The 16,602-nt window shown below is 73.0% G+C and carries 19 protein-coding genes; 11 read left to right on the top strand and 8 right to left on the bottom strand.

Annotated features, from left to right (window positions below):
* Nucleotides 1-56: 56 nt before the first annotated feature.
* Entirely contained in the window at nucleotides 57-860 is an 804-nt protein-coding gene (locus tag ACFRCG_RS13615) for an APH(3') family aminoglycoside O-phosphotransferase (RefSeq protein ID WP_380031101.1), read from the top strand.
* 100 nt (nucleotides 861-960) lie between these two features.
* Here ACFRCG_RS13615 and ACFRCG_RS13610 read toward each other — a convergent pair whose 3' ends face one another.
* Nucleotides 961-1,578 carry a TetR/AcrR family transcriptional regulator gene (locus tag ACFRCG_RS13610; RefSeq protein WP_380031099.1) on the bottom strand — a complete coding sequence of 206 codons (618 nt, stop codon included), beginning with the start codon at nucleotides 1,576-1,578 and terminating at the stop codon, nucleotides 961-963.
* Nucleotides 1,579-1,712: 134 nt separating this feature from the next.
* On the opposite strand from ACFRCG_RS13610, the gene ACFRCG_RS13605 reads away from it, so the two are divergent.
* The 5 genes from ACFRCG_RS13605 (at nucleotide 1,713) to ACFRCG_RS13585 (ending at nucleotide 5,750) form a co-directional block, all read left to right on the top strand.
* Entirely contained in the window at nucleotides 1,713-2,606 is an 894-nt protein-coding gene (locus ACFRCG_RS13605) for a virginiamycin B lyase (RefSeq protein WP_380031098.1), read from the top strand.
* 235 nt (nucleotides 2,607-2,841) lie between these two features.
* Complete coding sequence (locus ACFRCG_RS13600; protein WP_380031096.1) at nucleotides 2,842-3,024, top strand: hypothetical protein; 183 nt, start codon at nucleotides 2,842-2,844, stop codon at nucleotides 3,022-3,024.
* A 43-nt stretch (nucleotides 3,025-3,067) separates the two neighbouring features.
* Nucleotides 3,068-3,817 carry a hypothetical protein gene (locus ACFRCG_RS13595; RefSeq protein ID WP_380031095.1) on the top strand — a complete coding sequence of 250 codons (750 nt, stop codon included), beginning with the start codon at nucleotides 3,068-3,070 and terminating at the stop codon, nucleotides 3,815-3,817.
* On the top strand, nucleotides 3,814-4,743 hold the full coding sequence (locus ACFRCG_RS13590) for a DUF6895 family protein (RefSeq protein WP_380031092.1): 930 nt from the start codon (nucleotides 3,814-3,816) through the stop codon (nucleotides 4,741-4,743). The genes ACFRCG_RS13595 and ACFRCG_RS13590 overlap by 4 nt, the downstream gene beginning before the upstream one ends.
* Nucleotides 4,740-5,750: a serine hydrolase domain-containing protein gene (locus tag ACFRCG_RS13585; RefSeq protein WP_380031090.1), complete on the top strand. Its 1,011-nt coding sequence runs from the start codon at nucleotides 4,740-4,742 to the stop codon at nucleotides 5,748-5,750. Before ACFRCG_RS13590 ends, ACFRCG_RS13585 begins: the two co-directional genes overlap by 4 nt.
* A 77-nt stretch (nucleotides 5,751-5,827) precedes the next feature.
* Here the strand turns inward: ACFRCG_RS13585 and ACFRCG_RS13580 are convergent, their stop codons facing one another.
* Nucleotides 5,828-7,519 (bottom strand): dihydroxyacetone kinase family protein, encoded by a 1,692-nt coding sequence (locus ACFRCG_RS13580; protein WP_380031088.1) that lies wholly within the window; start codon nucleotides 7,517-7,519, stop codon nucleotides 5,828-5,830.
* A 217-nt stretch (nucleotides 7,520-7,736) separates the two neighbouring features.
* Complete coding sequence (locus ACFRCG_RS13575; RefSeq protein WP_380031086.1) at nucleotides 7,737-8,081, bottom strand: S26 family signal peptidase; 345 nt, start codon at nucleotides 8,079-8,081, stop codon at nucleotides 7,737-7,739.
* A gap of 121 nt (nucleotides 8,082-8,202) precedes the next feature.
* Between ACFRCG_RS13575 and ACFRCG_RS13570 the strand changes: the two genes are divergently transcribed.
* Nucleotides 8,203-8,658 carry a hypothetical protein gene (locus ACFRCG_RS13570; protein WP_380031083.1) on the top strand — a complete coding sequence of 152 codons (456 nt, stop codon included), beginning with the start codon at nucleotides 8,203-8,205 and terminating at the stop codon, nucleotides 8,656-8,658.
* A gap of 50 nt (nucleotides 8,659-8,708) precedes the next feature.
* On the opposite strand, the gene ACFRCG_RS13565 is transcribed toward ACFRCG_RS13570, so the two are convergent.
* Nucleotides 8,709-9,512, bottom strand: a complete 804-nt coding sequence (locus ACFRCG_RS13565) for a hypothetical protein (protein ID WP_380031081.1) — start codon at nucleotides 9,510-9,512, stop codon at nucleotides 8,709-8,711.
* 280 nt (nucleotides 9,513-9,792) lie between these two features.
* Between ACFRCG_RS13565 and ACFRCG_RS13560 the strand changes: the two genes are divergently transcribed.
* Both ACFRCG_RS13560 and ACFRCG_RS13555 read left to right on the top strand, forming a co-directional pair.
* Nucleotides 9,793-10,389 carry a LysE family translocator gene (locus ACFRCG_RS13560; protein ID WP_380031252.1) on the top strand — a complete coding sequence of 199 codons (597 nt, stop codon included), beginning with the start codon at nucleotides 9,793-9,795 and terminating at the stop codon, nucleotides 10,387-10,389.
* Nucleotides 10,390-10,418: 29 nt separating this feature from the next.
* Nucleotides 10,419-11,846 carry an amidase gene (locus ACFRCG_RS13555; RefSeq protein WP_380031079.1) on the top strand — a complete coding sequence of 476 codons (1,428 nt, stop codon included), beginning with the start codon at nucleotides 10,419-10,421 and terminating at the stop codon, nucleotides 11,844-11,846.
* Nucleotides 11,847-11,849: 3 nt separating this feature from the next.
* Here ACFRCG_RS13555 and ACFRCG_RS13550 read toward each other — a convergent pair whose 3' ends face one another.
* Entirely contained in the window at nucleotides 11,850-12,545 is a 696-nt protein-coding gene (locus ACFRCG_RS13550) for an MOSC domain-containing protein (protein WP_380031077.1), read from the bottom strand.
* Nucleotides 12,546-12,732: 187 nt separating this feature from the next.
* Here ACFRCG_RS13550 and ACFRCG_RS13545 point away from each other — a divergent pair, with 187 nt between their 5' ends.
* Nucleotides 12,733-12,882 carry a hypothetical protein gene (locus ACFRCG_RS13545; protein WP_380000654.1) on the top strand — a complete coding sequence of 50 codons (150 nt, stop codon included), beginning with the start codon at nucleotides 12,733-12,735 and terminating at the stop codon, nucleotides 12,880-12,882.
* A 166-nt stretch (nucleotides 12,883-13,048) separates the two neighbouring features.
* Here ACFRCG_RS13545 and ACFRCG_RS13540 read toward each other — a convergent pair whose 3' ends face one another.
* Together ACFRCG_RS13540 and ACFRCG_RS13535 are read right to left on the bottom strand one after the other, a co-directional pair.
* On the bottom strand, nucleotides 13,049-13,426 hold the full coding sequence (locus tag ACFRCG_RS13540; RefSeq protein ID WP_380000657.1) for a VOC family protein: 378 nt from the start codon (nucleotides 13,424-13,426) through the stop codon (nucleotides 13,049-13,051).
* A gap of 93 nt (nucleotides 13,427-13,519) precedes the next feature.
* Nucleotides 13,520-14,533, bottom strand: coding sequence for an NAD(P)-dependent alcohol dehydrogenase (locus ACFRCG_RS13535; RefSeq protein WP_380031075.1), 1,014 nt, complete (start codon nucleotides 14,531-14,533; stop codon nucleotides 13,520-13,522).
* 158 nt (nucleotides 14,534-14,691) lie between these two features.
* Here ACFRCG_RS13535 and ACFRCG_RS13530 point away from each other — a divergent pair, with 158 nt between their 5' ends.
* Nucleotides 14,692-15,492, top strand: coding sequence for a helix-turn-helix domain-containing protein (locus ACFRCG_RS13530; RefSeq protein ID WP_380031074.1), 801 nt, complete (start codon nucleotides 14,692-14,694; stop codon nucleotides 15,490-15,492).
* A gap of 117 nt (nucleotides 15,493-15,609) precedes the next feature.
* Here ACFRCG_RS13530 and ACFRCG_RS13525 read toward each other — a convergent pair whose 3' ends face one another.
* Nucleotides 15,610-16,587, bottom strand: coding sequence for a ribonucleotide-diphosphate reductase subunit beta (locus ACFRCG_RS13525; RefSeq protein ID WP_380001139.1), 978 nt, complete (start codon nucleotides 16,585-16,587; stop codon nucleotides 15,610-15,612).
* Between the last annotated feature and the right edge of the window lie 15 nt (nucleotides 16,588-16,602).

The raw sequence follows: 16,602 nt of genomic DNA, 5'->3' as shown, positions 1-16,602 counted from the left end.
GCGCGTCCGGAAAAATCCGCCGGCGCGCGACCGTCGTTCCGGGCGAGGATGCCGGGATGAGGGACGATCTTCGACGTCGCTTCGCGGCGTACACCCGGGAACCGGTCACCGACGGCATGTCCGGGGCGGGGGTGTACCGACTGCGCGGCCGTGGCGGCGACGAGCTGTATCTCAAGATCGGCACGCCCAACGAGCACCCGGATTCCGGCTTCCACGTGTCCGCCGAGGTGGCCCGGGGCACCTGGGCGGCGAAACAGGGGCTGCCGGTCGCCGAGATCCTGGACCACGACGTGGACGACGCCGGGGGTTGGCTGCTCACCCGGGCCGTGTACGGCCGCTCGGCCGCCGACCCGTGGCCCGCCGAGCAGCGCGACGCGGTCGTGGACGCGCTCGCCGACCTGGCCCGCGACCTGCACCGACTGCCCGTCGCCGACTGCCCGTTCGACCGCACACTCGCGGTCACCGTGCCGGCCGCCGAGCAGGCGATCGCGGCCGGCCTGGTCGATCTCGACGACGTCGACGAGGAACGGGCGGGCCGCACCGGTCCCGAACTGCTCGCCGAACTGCTCGCGACAGTCCCGCCCACCGAAGACCTGGTGGTCGGCCACGGCGACTACTGCCCGCCCAATGTGCTCCTCGACCCGGACACCGCGCGGGTCACCGGCCTGATCGACCTCGGCCGCCTGGGTCGCACCGACCGGCACGCCGACCCGGCCCTGCTCACCCGCAGCCTCCTCGACGACGACCACGGCCAGTACTCCCCCGAGCACACGGCCCGCTTCCTCGCCCGCTACGACCCGGACAACGCCCTCGACCCACAACGCTTGCGCTTCTACCGCCTGCTCGACGAATTCTGCTGACCCCGCCCCCGACCGCTCGGCCTCCCCCACCGGACCCGTCCCGACACCGTCGGGGCAGGTCGAGGACCGCGGCGCACTCGCCCGCCACAACGCCTCCTCGTCACCGGTCGACCGGGGCGTTTCGGACGAAGACTCCGGCGCGGGCCGCTGCCTCGGCCGCGTCGGCCGCGCGGCGGGCCTGGCCGGCGTCGACCGGCTCGCGCGTGATGAACAGGCGGTAGTACAGGGCGCCGACGGCCGTGCGCACCACCTCGCCCGCATCCGTGCCCACCGGCAATTCCCCACGCCCGACCGCCCGTTGCACCACCACCTCGGCCTGGGCGAGTCGACCGACCAGAAAGTCGTGCAGCGCCGCGCCGGTGGTCGGATCCCGCACCGCCGCCCCCACGAGGGCCCGTGCGATCGGCCCGCGCCCGGGGTCCTCGAAACCCGACACCACCATCGCGGTGATCGCCCGCAGATCGTCGCGGAGCACACCGGTGTCCGGCAGCGGCCACGGCTCCTCCGCCGCGAGGTCGAGCGCGTCGGCGGCCAGCCCGGCCGCGTTGCGCCAGCGCCGGTACACCGTCGTCTTGTGTACCCCCGAGCGCACGGCGACCGCCTCCACGGTCAACCCGTCGAAGCCCTTGTCCGCCAATTCGGCCAGCGTCGCCCGCCGCACCGCGTCCCGGGTCCGCGCGGTGCGCCCCCCGGGCCGCGCCTCACCCACACCACTCACCCGACACCCCAAAAGCAACCCGGTTGCATTAGCAATGCTCCATCCGTCATACTCATACTAACGCAACAAGGTTGCATTTACCCGGCTCACCCATAAGTACCCGCCCGCGTCGCGCCGAACGAGAGAAGGCCCGGATGACCACCCCCGCCGCGATCACCGGACTCCCGGTCGCCGACCGCGAGTCCGGCCCGTACTCGATCGCCGTCGGCCCGGACGGCGCCCTGTGGTTCACCCTGGTGCACGCCGGTCGCATCGGCCGTCTGGACCCCGCCGACGGGCAGACCACGATCCACGATCTCGGCGACCCGACCTGCGGCCCGACCGTGCTGGTCGCGGGCCCCGACGAGGCGCTGTGGTTCACCCAGTACAAGGCCCACCGCATCGGCCGCATCACCACGACCGGCACGGTGACCCACTTCGACCTGCCCACCGCCGATTCCGGGCCGTACGGGATCACCCGCGGCCCCGACGGCGCGCTGTGGTTCACCGAGACCGCCGCGAACCGCATCGGCCGGATCGACCCGACCGGCGCGGTCACCACGTTCGACCTGCCGATCCCGGCCGCGTTCCCGTCGGCGATCACCACCGGCGCCGACGGCGCGCTGTGGTTCACCCTCAACGCCGCCAACGCGCTCGGCCGGATCACCACGACCGGCGCGGTGACCGTGCACCCACTGCCCACCCCGGGCGCGGCCCCGGTCGGGATCGCGGCCGACCCCGACGGCTCGGTGTGGTTCACCGAGATCGGCGCGGGCGCGATCGGCCGCCGCACGGCGTCCGGCGAGTTCACCCAATTCCCGCTGCCGGACCGGGAGTCCCGCCCGCACGCGGTGGCGCTGGACGCGGCCGGCCACTGCTGGTTCACCGAATGGGCCACGAACCGGGTCGGCCGACTCGCCCGCGAGGGCACTCTGACGGAGTACGACTTGCCCGGCGTCGCCGCCGAACCGCACGGCCTCACCCAGGGCCCCGACGGCGCGATCTGGGTCGCCCTGGAGACCGGCGGCCTGGCCCGCGTCGAGCCCTGAATCACCTGAAAACCCCTGGTGAACGCCGATTCGCCGGCCCCATCCACCACCCCTCCCGGATCCGACCCGACGCCGAACACGCCCCCCGTACGCCCCTGTACGCGCCCGCGCACGCGAAATGAACGACCGTCGACACCAATCACGAAATGGTGCAAAGCCTGACAAAAAGTGCCTATGGTCGAAGACACGGGGCGTCGCCGAGCCCGGCGATGTGGTCACCACGAGGGAGCACCCGATGCTTACTCAGCACGTCCGTCAGTCCACGCCGGTCCACGCCGGCACCGTCGCGACGCTCATGGTCGAGCAGGAAACGACCATCAGCGACGCTCCGCTGTGCGTGCCGGAAGACTTCGGCGGCGGTGTCGGCCTGCTGCTTGCCGGCCTGCTCCTGTCCCCGAAGCCCCCGAAGGAGCGGTGACCCCGGACGAATCGTCCGTGACACCACCGGTTCCGACGGAAAGTTGAACACCACCATGCCCTTCGCCGGCACCTCGCCACACGAGGACTACACGGCGGCGGTCGAGCGAGTGGCAGGCCAGGCCCTCGGCGTCCTCATGGACGCCGGGGGCGCGGTCGTGCCCGCCGGATTCGCCGCCGACGACCTGCACACAGCACAAACCCGCGACCCCGACGCCGACTTGCCCGGCCTGCGGGTCCTGGGCTCGGACGCGCTCGCCCCCCACGTCCTGCGCGGCACTCCCGTACCGACCGATCGAGCCGAGGCCGCCGCCAGAGCGTTCGCCGTCTTCCCGCCCGACGCGGTGGGCGCCTCGCCCGACACCGCGTGGATCGTCACCTGGCGCGACTGGGCGACCGCCCGCACCCTGACCCGCTTCGGCCTGACCGTGGACGTGCCCGTCCCCGGCGACGGCGCCCAGGTCGCCGACGCGACGTCCTGGCAGACCTGGTCGGTACGCATGGCCCAACTGTCCTCCCTGGCCCTGCCCGGCCTGGACGGGCCCATCCACACCGCCGCCCGCGAAGGCGTCGAGGCCCTGTCCCGGGGCCTGGTACGGGCGATGCTGCGCCGCGACTACCGCACCGCCGCCCGGATCGCCCGCTGGCTCGCGTGGGTGGCCGCCGACGGCGTCGCCCCGCCGCTGGACCTCGCGCCGCTGCTGCGCCACGTCCGGCTGTTCGGCGGCGGCAGCACCCGTACCGTGCTCGACACCCGTATCGCCCAACACGTGACCGGGCTGGAGGGCTCATGAACGCCGAGGTGCTCAAGACCGCGCACACCATCGGCTCGCGAGCGTTGCGCTGGCTGCACGACAACGCCGAGTTCGGCACCCTGCCCACACACACCATCGTCGACTTCAACGACCGCGACGGCGCGTACAAACCGCTCGGCGAGACCGCGCTGGCCACCTCCCTGATGTTGCGCGAGGGGGTCGCCGGGCCGGGCGACCTGGCCACCGCGCGCAACCTGATCGGCTTCGCCTGGGAGCAGTTCCAGTCCGGGAACTTCCTCTACGAGCGCCAGCTCCGGCACCCGCTGATCACCGATCCGCTGGAGACGTACGCGCACTTCGCCCGGGCGGGCCTGCGGCACGAGCCGATGGATCGTCTGCAGGAGCACCTGGCCGAGTTGCGCTCGGTGCAGGGCATCGAACTGATGCCCAACCGGCGGCTCGCGGTGGCCAACGCGAGCCGGGTCGCCGGATCGAACCGCCGATTCGACTGGGCGGCGCTCGCCGCCGACACCTGGTTGGGCCTGACCCCCGAGCCGTGGCTGATCGACTGGATGACCGCGTACTGCATGACCCACACGGTGTTCCACGTCACCGACTGGGGGGCGCATCCCGAACTGTTGCCCGCCGAGATCCAGGACTATCTGCGGCTCTGGTTGCCGGTATGGGTGGACATCTGGGCCGAGGTGTCGCAGTTCGACCTGGTCGGCGAGTTGTTGGCGGTCGACGCGTGTCTGACCGAGCCGGTCTGCGACGCGCGGGGCTGGGAGCGGCTCGCGGCGGCACAGCACGAGGACGGGCTGCTGCCGCGCGACGCGGATCCGATCGACGAGGACCCGAAGCAGGCGTTCAAGGACCACGAGCACACCGCCGTGGTCGCGATCGTGGCCGGCACCATCACGCTGGCGCGCTCCCTGGGTACCACGCCGGCCCCCGTTCCCGCGTGAGCGAGTCGCCCGCACGGTTGTTGGCGCCGCTGTTGCGGACCGTGCCCTCGGCCGGCGCGCTGGTCGTGGGCACGGTCCGGGCGGGCGAGTCGTCGGTGGTGTGCCGAGGGCCCGCGGTGGACGCCGACGCCCGGTTCGAACTGGGCTCGGTGACCAAGACGTTCACCGCGCTGCTGTTGGCCGACGCGGTGGCGCGCGGTGAGGCCCGCCTCGACGATCCGCTGATCACCTACCTGCCGCTCGGCGCCCGGCCGCGCTGGTCCTCGGACGTGACACTGCTGCATCTGGCCACGCACACCTCCGGGTTGCCCCGGCTGCCGGCCGGCACGCTGCGCACGGCGTTGCCCGCCTGGTACTCGAACCCGTACGCGGGCTACACCGAGCAGCGCCTGTTCGCGTTGCTCGGCCGGACCCGGCCGCACGCGCGTCCGGGCACCCGGGTGCTGTACTCCAACCTGGCCGTGGCGCTGCTCGGACACGCGCTCGCGCGCGCCGCCGGCATGCCCTATCCGGACCTGGTGGTGGCCCGGCTCGGAGTGCCACTGGGGCTGACGATGACCACGTGCGACCCGAACGGGCCGCAGGTGACGGGATATCTGCGCGGTCGACCCCGGCCGCCGTGGGACATGCCGGGGCTGCCCGCGGCGGGAGCGCTGCGCGGCAGCGGGACGGACGTGACCCGGTACCTGGCCGCGCACCTGGATCCCTCCGGGGTGCAACCCGCCTCGCTCGCCCGCGCGTTGGTCGACGTGCGGCGGCCTCGGCTGATCTGCCCCGGCGGCGGTGATCGACTGTGTCTGGTGTGGAATCTGCGGGTGCGTCGGGGGCACGATCTGATCTTCCATGGCGGCGCGACGCGCGGGTTCACCACGTTCGTGGGCTTCAGCCCGCAGACCGGGGTCGGGCTCGCCGCGCTGGTGAACCGGGCGACGGGGGACCGGGGGCCCTTCATCCAGGTCGCCTACGACACGTTGCGGGCGCTCGCGGACGACGCCGGGGCGGGCTGAGCCCTCCCCGCACACCGGGCGAGCCGATACTTCGACCGCCGCGGCCCGGATCCGGGCCGCGGCGGTCGTGCGCTGCGCTATGCCCCCTCGTCCTCCGCGTCCAGGGCGTCGGCGACCGCGCGGAGCCAGATCACCACGGCCTCCGCGCCCGGGTCGACCGTGCCGATCGCCCGGTCGCCGAGGTAGCTGCTGCGGCCCCGGCGGGCGCTGTGCGTCGCCGTCTCCTCGGTGCCGGCGGCGGCCGCGTCGATCGCCTCGGCCAGGCTCGCGCCGCCGACCAGGGCCTCGCCGGCGGGTACGAGCGCGTCCAGCATGGTGCGGTCGCCGACCCGGGCGCCGCCGAGTTCGCCGACCGCCCGGGCGCCTGCGGCCAACGCCTCGCGCCACCCGTGCGGTGACGGGTCGGCCTCCACCGCGCCCGCCGCGCGCAGCAGGAGCACCGAGTACAGCGGCCCCGAGGTGCCGCCGAGGGCGCGTCGTACGGTGTCGGCGAGCCCGCGCAGCACGGCGGCCGGGTCGCCGCCGCCGTAGCCGGGCAACTCGCTCCGGACGGCCTCGGCGCCGCGCGCCAGGCTGATGCCCAGGTCGCCGTCGCCGACGATCCGGTCCAGCTCGGTCAGGTGCGGCTCGGCCTCGGTCAGCGCCGCGCACGCCGCCTCGACGGCGCGGGTGAGGGGGGTCTGCTCGGTCAGCGCGGTGCGGGCGTCGGCGGTGCCGGGGGCGGGGGCCGCCGGCAGCACGGTGACCTCGCCCACCCGGCCCGCCACCGGCGTCGGCCACGCGGGGGCGGAGGTCGCCGCGTCGAGGCGGGCGAGCCGGGCGTCGTCGACCCGGAGCAGGGACAGCGAGACGCCGGCCATCTCCAGGGCGGTCAGGAACGGGCCGCGCCAGGCCCGCTCCAGGACCAGACCCCGGCCGGCCAGGTTCCGCACGGCGCCGCGCAGCACGATGTCCAGTTCCATGGTCGGGGTGCCGCCGAGGTTGTTGACCAGCAGCGCGACCCGGTCGCCGGCTTCGAGGCCGGTTTCCGTCACGATCCGGTCCAGGAGTTCGGCCACGAACGTGTCGGCGGGCGCGATCTTGTCCCGGCGTACCCCCGCCTCGCCGTGGATGCCCAGGCCCAATTCCACCTCGTCCTCGCCGAGTTCGAAGCCCGGCTGCCCGGCGGCCGGCACCGTGCACGGGCTGAGCGCGACGCCCATCGTGCCGAGCGCGCGGGCCGCCGCCTCGGCCTCCGCCCGGACCTCGGCCAGCGTCGCGCCCGCCTCCGCCGCCGCTCCCGCGACCTTGTGCACGAACACGGTGCCGGCGATCCCTCGCCGGCCGGCGGTGCCCTCCCCCGCGGCCAGCGCCACGTCGTCGGCGACCACCACCACCTCGACCGCGATCCCCTCGGCCCGGGCCAACTCGGCGGCGAGGCCGAAGTTGAGCCGGTCGCCGGTGTACGACTTGACCACGAGCAGCACCCCGGCGGGGCCGGCGACGGTGCGGATCGCGGCCAGGATCGTGTCGGTGGCCGGGGAGGTGAACACGTCTCCCGACACGGCGGCGGTCAACATCCCGGGCCCGACGTATCCCGCGTGCGCGGGCTCGTGGCCGGCGCCGCCGCCGGAGATCACCGCGACCCGGCCGCTCTGCGCGTACGCCCGCGCGTCCGCGCGCAACGCGACGTTCGCGCCGTCGAGCAGGGCGATGCCGGGGTTGGCCAGCGCCAGCCCCTCCAACATCTCGGGGACGACGTCGCGGGCGGAATTGATCAGCTTCTTCATGGCTGCATCTCTACCTGGCCACGCCGCGGACGAATCCACCGGGTCGTCCCGAATCACGGGCAACCGGGCGGGCGGTACACGCGTGTCGATCATCGGGACCGAAGGTCCCGGGGCGCGGCGGATCGCCGTCCGGCGGTCGTGCCGCCCGGCCCGTGGCGGGAGTGGTTCCTCCTCAGGACTTCCGCCACGAGCCGGACTCCGGTCGGTGCGGCGGCACTCACCCGTCCGCGGGCACCGACTCGCGGATCTTGCGGCCGGCGCCCGGACGCGGTTCGCCGTCCACGGACACACAGATCCCGTAGACGCGGGCGTACGAGGTCCAGCCGTTGGTCCGGCCACGATTGTTGCTGATCTGGACGCGCGAACGGGTGACATCCAGTGCGGAGACCAGGTGCAGGTACATCTTTCCCGCGACCCTGGCCAAGACGATGTCCCCGAGAGCGAGACGGGCCGGGTCCACCGGCGCGACGGTCACGAGTTGGCGACTGCGAATAAGCGGGGCCATGGAGGTCCCGCGCGGGCGAAACTCGACGGTGGCGCCGCGCGCCACCTTGGCGGCCATGCTGTCCATCATTCCCATCGCGGAACAGGATGACGGATGAACGCCGAACCGGCCACGGGTTTTTTCGCCCGCCGGCCGGCCCGACGAACCAACCCTCGACGACCCACCCGAAAGGCCGCGGATGAGCACCCGACCGCACCACTACCGATTCGCCCACGTGGTCTTCCGCTCGATCGCGCTGCGCAACGCCGCCGGGCTGCTGGCCGCGCCGCTCGACGAGCTGAACGCGCGGACCGCGGACCTGTGGGTCGGCGTCGGCGGCGAACTGCCCGAGGAGCAGCGGCTGCCCGCCGACGGACTGGCCCTGTCGCACGTGCCGCTGGGCACCGGGACCGCCCTGCTGGTGCGCTTCCCGCCCGCGCTGCATCCGCCGGAGGCGCATTTCGCCCTGCTCCTGGGGCCGGATGTGGTGGGTGAGCCGCGCTACTTCGTCCTGGAGGAGGGCCTCGACATGTTCACCCGTGCGCGGGTCACGGTGCTCGGCGCCTGGAACGCGGACACCCACCTCAACCTCGGCCCGGGCCCGGTCGCGGAGGCGGACGCCTTCGTGACGGCGGTCGGGGCGCGGGTGGGGTAGGACGGTGGGCGTGGGGCGGCCGGCTCGGCCCGGTGTCGCCCTCGCGCGGGTCAGCGGGCCGGGCGGTCGGCGGTGGTCGCGCGCCAGGGGGCGGTCAGCGCGTCCCGGTCGGCGGCGGACATCAGGTGGGGCGCGCCGAGCGCCATCGCGGCGTGCAGCAGCGGGGCGAACGCGTGCGACCACGGCTCGGCCGGCACCTCCTCGCTCTCCCCGTCCTCCTCGTCGTACAGCGTCTCGAACGCCGTCGGGCCGCCGCGTTCGCGCGCCGCGGCTTGGACCGCGGCGGACACCGCCAGGAACCCCCTGCCGATCGGCGAATCGGCCGGGCCCGCGCCGGGGACGGCGAGGGTGGCGGAGTGGTCGCGGTCGAGGTAGGGCGCGGCGTTCGGTTCACCGGCGAGCCAACGATTCCAGGCCGCGCCGTAGCGGGCGGCGGCGCCCGGGATCGAGGCCGCGGCGAGCCGGGCGGCGGCCTGCGGGGTGAGCGCGCGGGCCGCGTCGAGGACGTCCACCACCGCCGCGCCGTGCGGGCCGAACAGCGCGGACGTGGGCAGTTCGGCGAGCACGTCCACCGTGAACGCCCGGATGTACTCGGCGGGTTGGCGCAGCGCCTCGTTGGCCCGCGTCAGCGCCGCGCGCTCGGCGTCCGTCTCGGGCGGGGTCACCGCGACCCGGTACAGCCGGCCCGGCCACCCGCCGACGATCACGCTCGACAATTCCCGGTCGACCACGATGCACGGCGGCTCGAAGTCCGCCTTGGCGATCCGGCGCCCGACGGCCGCGCCGGCCATCGGCCCGGGGCGCGCCTCGCGCACGAAGACGAAGCCTTCCTCGGGAGGGTCGGTGCGGATCATCCGTCCAGCGTAGCCCCGGCTTTCGGGCCACCCGCGCCACGCCGCCGGCCAGGCTTGCCGCACACGCGTGCTACGCCGGACCGGGTGCCACCGACCCGGTGCGGTGACCGCCGCGTTCGGGGCGGCCGTCGCGGCCGCGGGACAACTCGGTTGCCGGGAAAACGGCGAAGGCGACAGAATTGCGCATTGCAAGTGACGGCCGGCGGCGAGTGGTGCGACAGCGGGGGCACGTGTGATCGAGACAAGCGCGATAATCGGGGTCAGCGCCGTGGCGCTGGGGATGGTGCTCACTCCCGGGCCCAACATGATGTACGTGACCTCGCGCAGCATCACCCAGGGCCGCCGCGCCGGCATGGTGTCGCTGCTCGGTGTGGCGCTCGGGTTCATGATCTACATGTCGATGGCCAACCTCGGCCTGTCCGCCGTGTTCCTCGTCGTGCCGGAGCTCTACCTCGCGGTCAAGCTGGCCGGTGCCGCCTACCTCGGCTGGCTCGCCTGGCAGGCACTGCGGCCCGGTGGTGTCTCGGCGTTCGCCCCGCAGGAGCTGACGCCCGACTCCAACCGGCGGCTGTTCACCATGGGGTTGCTGACCAACCTGCTGAATCCCAAGGCCGCGATCATGTACCTCTCGCTGATCCCGCAGTTCGTCGACCCGAAGGCCGGGCACGTGCTGCTTCAGGGATTCGTGCTCGGCACCATCCAGATCCTGATCAGTCTGACGGTGAACGGCGTCCTGGTCCTCGCGGCCGGCTCGATCGCCATCTTCCTGACCAAGCGGCCGTCGTGGCTGCGCATCCAGCGCTATGTCATGGGCACCGTGCTCGGCGGCCTCGCGGTCAAGCTGGCCACCGACCGGAGCCATCCCGCCACGGCCTGACCCATCGACACCCCCGGGAGCGGAGCGGTATGCGGCTCGACGAGTACGCCCGGTACGACGCGGTCGGCCTGCGTGACCTGATCCGGAGCGGCGAGGTCACCGCGGCCGAGGTCGAGCAGGCCGCCCGGGCGGCGATCGAGGTCGCGAACGCCGAGCTGAACGGGCTCGCGCTGCCCGTGTTCGAGCCGGCCCTCGACCGCTCCGCCGACCCGCACGCGCCGTTCGCCGGCGTGCCGTTCCTGATCAAGGACTCCGGGCCGGTCGCGGCCGGTGTCCCGTTCTTCCTGGGCAGCCGCGCGGTGCCCGGGGTGGTCATGCCGCACGACAGCGAGCTGATGACCCGCTTCCGGGGCGCCGGTCTCGTCACCCTCGGGCTGACCACCGCGCCGGAGATGGCGATCAGCTTCGCGACCGAGTCGGTCAGGTACGGCATCACCCGCAACCCGTGGGATCCGGAGCGCGGCGCCGGTGGCTCCAGCGGCGGCGCCGCGGCCCTGGTCGCCGCCGGCGCGGTCCCGATCGCGCACGCCACCGACGGCGCGGGCTCGATCCGCGTGCCCGCCTCGGCCTGTGGCCTGGTCGGGCTCAAGCCCACCCGGGGGCGTACCCCGTGCGGCCCCGACCTGGGCGAGTCGTTCTTCGGGATCTCGTACAACTTCGCGCTCACCCGCACCGTGCGCGACACCGCGCATCTGCTCGACGCGGTTTCCGGTCCGGCGCCGGGTGACAAGTACGGCGCGCCCACCCCACTGCGGCCCTACTCCGCCGAACTCGGCGCCGACGTACCGCCGTTGCGGATCGGCGTGACCACCCGGGCGTGGTCCGGCGTCGCCGTCGACCCCGAAGCGGCGGGAGCGGCCACGGCGGTCGCCGGGCTGCTGGGCGAAATCGGCCATCGGGTCGACGAGGCGGGCCCGTCGGTCGACTGGGAGAGCGTGCTCGACGGGCTGGTGCCGGAGGTGGTGTCGTTCGTCGCCGCCCCACTGCTCGGCGCGCCCCGCCCGCCCGACCCGGCCAGGCTGGAGGCGGTCACCCGGCAGATCCTGCACGACGTGCACGCGGTGACCGCGCTCGACCTGATCGCCGCGTTCGACGCGCACAACCGGGTGTCCCGCTCGGTCGGGACCTTCTTTGCCGATCACGACCTGCTGATCACCCCGACTCTGGGGCAACTCCCGGCGCCGCATGGCACGTTGGACTTCGACGACCCGAAGCACTCGGTCCGGGGATGGCTGGAGACGATCTTCGCCTACGGCCCGTTCACCGCGCTCTTCAACGTCACCGGCCAGCCCGCGATCAGTCTTCCGCTGGGGCACAGCGCCGACGGCCTGCCGATCGGCGTGCAGCTGGTGGCCCCGTTCGGCCGCGAGGACACCCTCCTTCGGGTCGCCGCGCTGCTCGAACAGGCCCTGCCCTGGCACGACCGCGTCCCGCCGACGTTCGTCGGCGGCCGATAGCGGCTACTCGCCCTCGGGGAGGAACCGCACCGGGATCACCCCGGTGCGCTTCCGGGCCACCTCGCGTGCCTCGCCCGGCAGTTCCTCGACGTCGATCAACCGGGGCAGCAGATCGGGCTCGATGGTCAGCGCCCGAAAGCACACCCCGACCGTGAGGTCGTGGTGGGGCCGGGAGACCACGGTGATCGCATCGCCCGCGCGCACCTCGCCCGGTTCCAGCACCCGCAAGTAGGTTCCGGGCAGGGCACGTTGGGTGAATCGGCGGACCCAGCGCCGCTCGTCCAGCCAGTGTGCGAACGTCGAGCACGGAATGCGCGGGACGGAGACCTCCAACAGCGGACCCGCCGCGCCGCCCACCCGCCAGCGCTCGCCGATCAGGGCCGCCTCGACGTCGAGGTCGGTCGTGGTCAGGTTCTCGCCGAAGCTGCCGTTGGCGAGTTCGCGGCCCAGGTCGGCCGACCACATGTCCAGGTTCTCCCGGGCATAGGCGTATACCGCCTGGTCGTTGCCACCGTGGTTTTGTCGGTCGTAGATCTCGTCGCCGACCAGTCCGCTGCCGTGGCCGCCGTATTTGGGCCCCGGCGGTCGCACGGCGACCGCGTGGTCGACCGGCCGCTTGTCGATCCCGGTCAGGTCGATCCCGGCCTTCACCGGGTTGGCGCGCGGATGGGCCAGGTTCACGGAGAGGACGTGAGACATACCGGCAGGCTACCCGCTCCCTCCTGGCGGGCCTCGGCGGGCCGATTCGGCGGTTTTCCGGGGGTGTTCCGGCGGATTCGGCCCGGTCGAACCGCGTATCCCGGTCCAGAACGGGGCAAACACCTGTTATCGGCGCCCTCGGGGACGCCGACGCCCGCCTTTGCGGGCATCAGGGAGGGACCACGACATGAGCGCGCTGTCGAAGACCGTGAAGAAGATCCAGGGGTACATCCGCCGCAATCCGCGCCAGGTCGAGCAGGGCAAGCGGCACCTGCGCGACCGGCTCACCCGCCGTCGCGGCGGCAACAGCGGCTCCGGCAACCCGCCGACCACTTAGGCCCCACCAAGCCGGGGCGAACGCATCGGCCCGCACCCGCGCACCGCTCGCGAACGCCCCGGGCACCCACCCCCTCCGCGCCCCGCCGCCGACCGTCTCGCGGCCCTCCTCCGCGACACCGACCGCGAACTCCCCCTCGACCGAGGCCGATCGGCCGATCGATCGTTCAACCGATCAGCGTCGCCTTCGCCCGCACCACGCAGAACTCGTTGCCCTCCGGGTCGGCGAGCACCGTCCACGACTCGGTGCCGGTCTGGCCGACGTCGACGCGGCGGGCGCCGAGCGCGATCACCCGCTCGATCTCCGCGTCCCGCTCGCCGGGACCGGCGCCCGGGGTCAGGTCGAGGTGCAGTCGGTTCTTGACCGTCTTCACGTCCGTCACCGGCATGAAGCAGATGCCGACCGGCGCTCCCGGCTCGGTGCCGATGACCACCTCGCGCTCGCGCTCGGACAACACCTGCCAGCCCAGCACTTCGGCCCAAAAACGCGCGAGTCCGGGCAGATCGTGTGCGTCGATGACGATGTGATGCAGGGAAATGGCCATGCGCGCCATTGTGCGCGGGGCGGTCGGCCGGACCAACCGGGTTTCGCGCACCGCCGCACACCGGCCGGCCGACCCTGCCCGCCGGATCGTCGGTCAGCCGTGGTTCACGACCACGGTGCCCACGAAGCCACCCTTGGCGTGGTGGCGCAGCGCGTCCGGGATCTCGTCGAAGCCGAACTCGCGGTGGATCGTCGGCCGCACCCGCCACGCGTCCACCGCGCGGTTCATCGTCTCGAACGCCGCCCGGTTGCCCACCGCGAGCGGACGCAGCACCGCGCCGGCGTTGAAGAAGTCGGTCGGGGACGGCGTGGAATCCGGGGCGTCCGTGCCCAACCAGTGCCCGACGAAGGCGATCTCGCCGCCGAGCGCGGTCGCCGCGAGCGACTGGGACAGGTCCCCCACGACGTCGACGACACGGTCCACCCCACGCCCGCCGGTACGCCGCCGCACCTCCTCGCCCCACCGGGGGTGCTGCCGGTAGTCGACCACCTCGTCGGCCCCGAGCGCCCGCAGTTGCTCCGCCTTGTCCGGGCTGGACGTCGTGGCGATCACCCGGGCGCCGGACCGCTTGGCGAACTGCACGGCGAACAACGACACACCTCCGGTGCCGAGAGTGAGCACGGTCTCCCCCGGCATCGGCGCCCGGCCGCCGGTCAGCGCATTCCACGCTGTCACCGCGGTCAGCGGCAGGGCTGCGGCCTCGGCGAAGGACAGGTGCGCGGGGATGTGCACCAGCGCCCGCTCGTCCGCGAGCGTGTACTCGGTGAACATGCCGTCGCGCGAACTGCCCAGCTGGGCCGCGTAGTCCAGGCCGAACGGGCCGTCGATCCAGTCCGGGAAGACGGTGGCGGCGACCCGGTCCCCCGGCGCCACCCGGGTCACCCCGGCGCCGACCGCGACCACCTCGCCGACCCCGGCGCAGCCCGGAACGACGTCCGGCAGCACGGGCAGCGGATAGTCGCCGGCCAGGACGAGCAGCTCGCGCAGGCTGATCGAGGAGGCCCGGACCCGAACCAGCACCCGACCCGGACCCGGCGCGGGCTCGTCGTGGTCCCGCACGGTGAGTCCGTCGATTCCGGCGCCCGGCCGCAGGTGGTAGCTCTTCATGGTGGTGCCTCTTCCGCGTTGCGACGATGGTGTGACGATCCGCTGTTCCCGGCCCGCCGCTCGGCGGGCCGTGGTGACGATCCTGCGAGCGAGCCGCCCGACAGGACAATTCCCGCAAGGGAATTGCCCGCGGTGCCCGCACTGCCTAGAACTGGCCCATGAGCACGATCACCCACGGCCCGGAATTCCCCGCCGAACTGCGGCGCTGGCGTACCGCTCGGCGGCTGAGCCAGCTGGAGCTGGCCGCCCGCGCGGAGACCTCCCAGCGGCACCTGAGCTTCATCGAGAGCGGTCGGTCCCGGCCCGGCCGGACCATGATCATCCGGCTCGCCGAATCCCTGGAACTGTCACTGCGCGAGCGCAACGCGCTGTTGCACACCGCCGGCTTCGCGCCGGTGTTCCCCGAGTCCGATTGGGACGCCCCGATGATGCGGCCGGTCCAGGAGGCGCTGAGCGCGGTGATCGAGGGTCATCTGCCCTATCCGGCGATGGTGCTGCGGCCGTACGGGCAGATCGTGGCGGCCAACGCGGCGATCGACGTGCTCACCGACGGCGCGGCCCCGGAACTGCTCGGGCAGCCGATGAACATGTTGCGGCTGATGCTGCATCCGCGGGGCATGGCACCGCGGGTGGAGAACCTGGCCGCGTGGGGCCATCACGTCATCGAGAACATGCGGGCCCGGGCGCTGCGCAGCCCCGATCCGCTGCTCGACACGTTCATCGAGGAGCTGCGCGGCTACGTCCCGAACGTGGAACCGGGCCCCGACCACCTCGGCTTCGCGGTACCGCTGCGGTTGCGGGACCCGGCGAGCGGGGGCGAGTTGCGCCTGCTCACCACGCTCACCTCGTTCGCGACGGCGACCGACGTCACCGTGTCCGAACTCCACCTGGAGGCGTTCCTGCCCGCCGACGAGGCGACCGCGACCGCCCTGCGCCGCCACGCCGCCGAACGTTCGTGAGCCCGGGCGGCCCGAGCGGGACCGGCCCGGCCGGCCGCCCCCGAAACGCACGAAACCGCCGTGCCGCCCCGGAATCGGGACGGCACGGCGGTGGTGTACCCGGGCCCGCGGACCGGGTCAGAAGTCCTCGTCGAAGGAGACCGATCCGGTGACCGCGACCTGGTAGGCCGACACCCGCCGCTCGAAGAAGTTCGACAGCTCCTGCACGTCCTGGAGTTCCATGAAGCCGAACGGGTTCGCCGAGCCGTACACCGGCGCCATGCCGAGCTGGGCGAGCCGCCGGTCGGCCACGTGCTCCAGGTAGGAGCGCATGTCGGCGACGGTCATCCCGGACACCCCGCCCTGGAGCAGGTCCTCGGCGAACGCCGTCTCCGCGTCCACCGCCTCGGCCAGCATCCGCCGTACGTCCTCGGCGAGTTCGTCGTCGAACAGGTCGGGCTCCTCGGCCCGCACCGTCTCGACCACGGAGAACGCGAAGTCCATGTGCGCGGACTCGTCGCGGAAGACCCAGTTGGTCCCCGAGGCGAGGCCGTTGAGCAGCCCTCGCGAGCGCAGGAAGTAGACGTAGGCGAAGGCGCCGTAGAAGAACAGCCCCTCGATGCACGCCGCGAAGCAGATCAGGTTGAGCAGGAACTGCCGCCGGTCGTCCCGCGATTCGAGCCGGTCCAGGCCCATCGCCGAGTCGATCCAGCGGAAGCAGAACTCCGCCTTGCGCCGGATCGACGGGATGTGCTCGACCGCGGCGAACGCCTGCTCGCGCTCCTCGTGGTCGGGCATGTAGGTGTCGAGCAGCGTCAGGTAGAACTGCACATGGACGGCCTCTTCGAAGAGCTGCCGCGACAGGTACAGCCGGCCCTCGGGCGAGTTGATGTGCCGGTACAGGTTCAGCACCAGGTTGTTCGCCACGATCGTGTCGCCGGTCGCGAAGAACGCGACCAGGCGCTGCACGAGGTGCCGCTCCGCCGGGCTGAGCTTGTCCAGGTCGGCGAGGTCGCTGTGCAGGTCGACCTCTTCGACCGTCCAGGTGTTGCGGATCGCCGCCCGGTACTTCTCGTAGAAGTCCGGATACCGCATCGGGCGCAGCGTGAGGTTCATTCCGGGATCGAGCAG

The sequence above is a fragment of the Embleya sp. NPDC056575 genome (genome assembly GCF_042793325.1).
Lineage (GTDB): Bacteria > Actinomycetota > Actinomycetes > Streptomycetales > Streptomycetaceae > Embleya.
The sequence above is the reverse complement of the archived record's forward strand: the minus strand, read 5'-3'. Positions and strand labels throughout refer to the sequence as shown.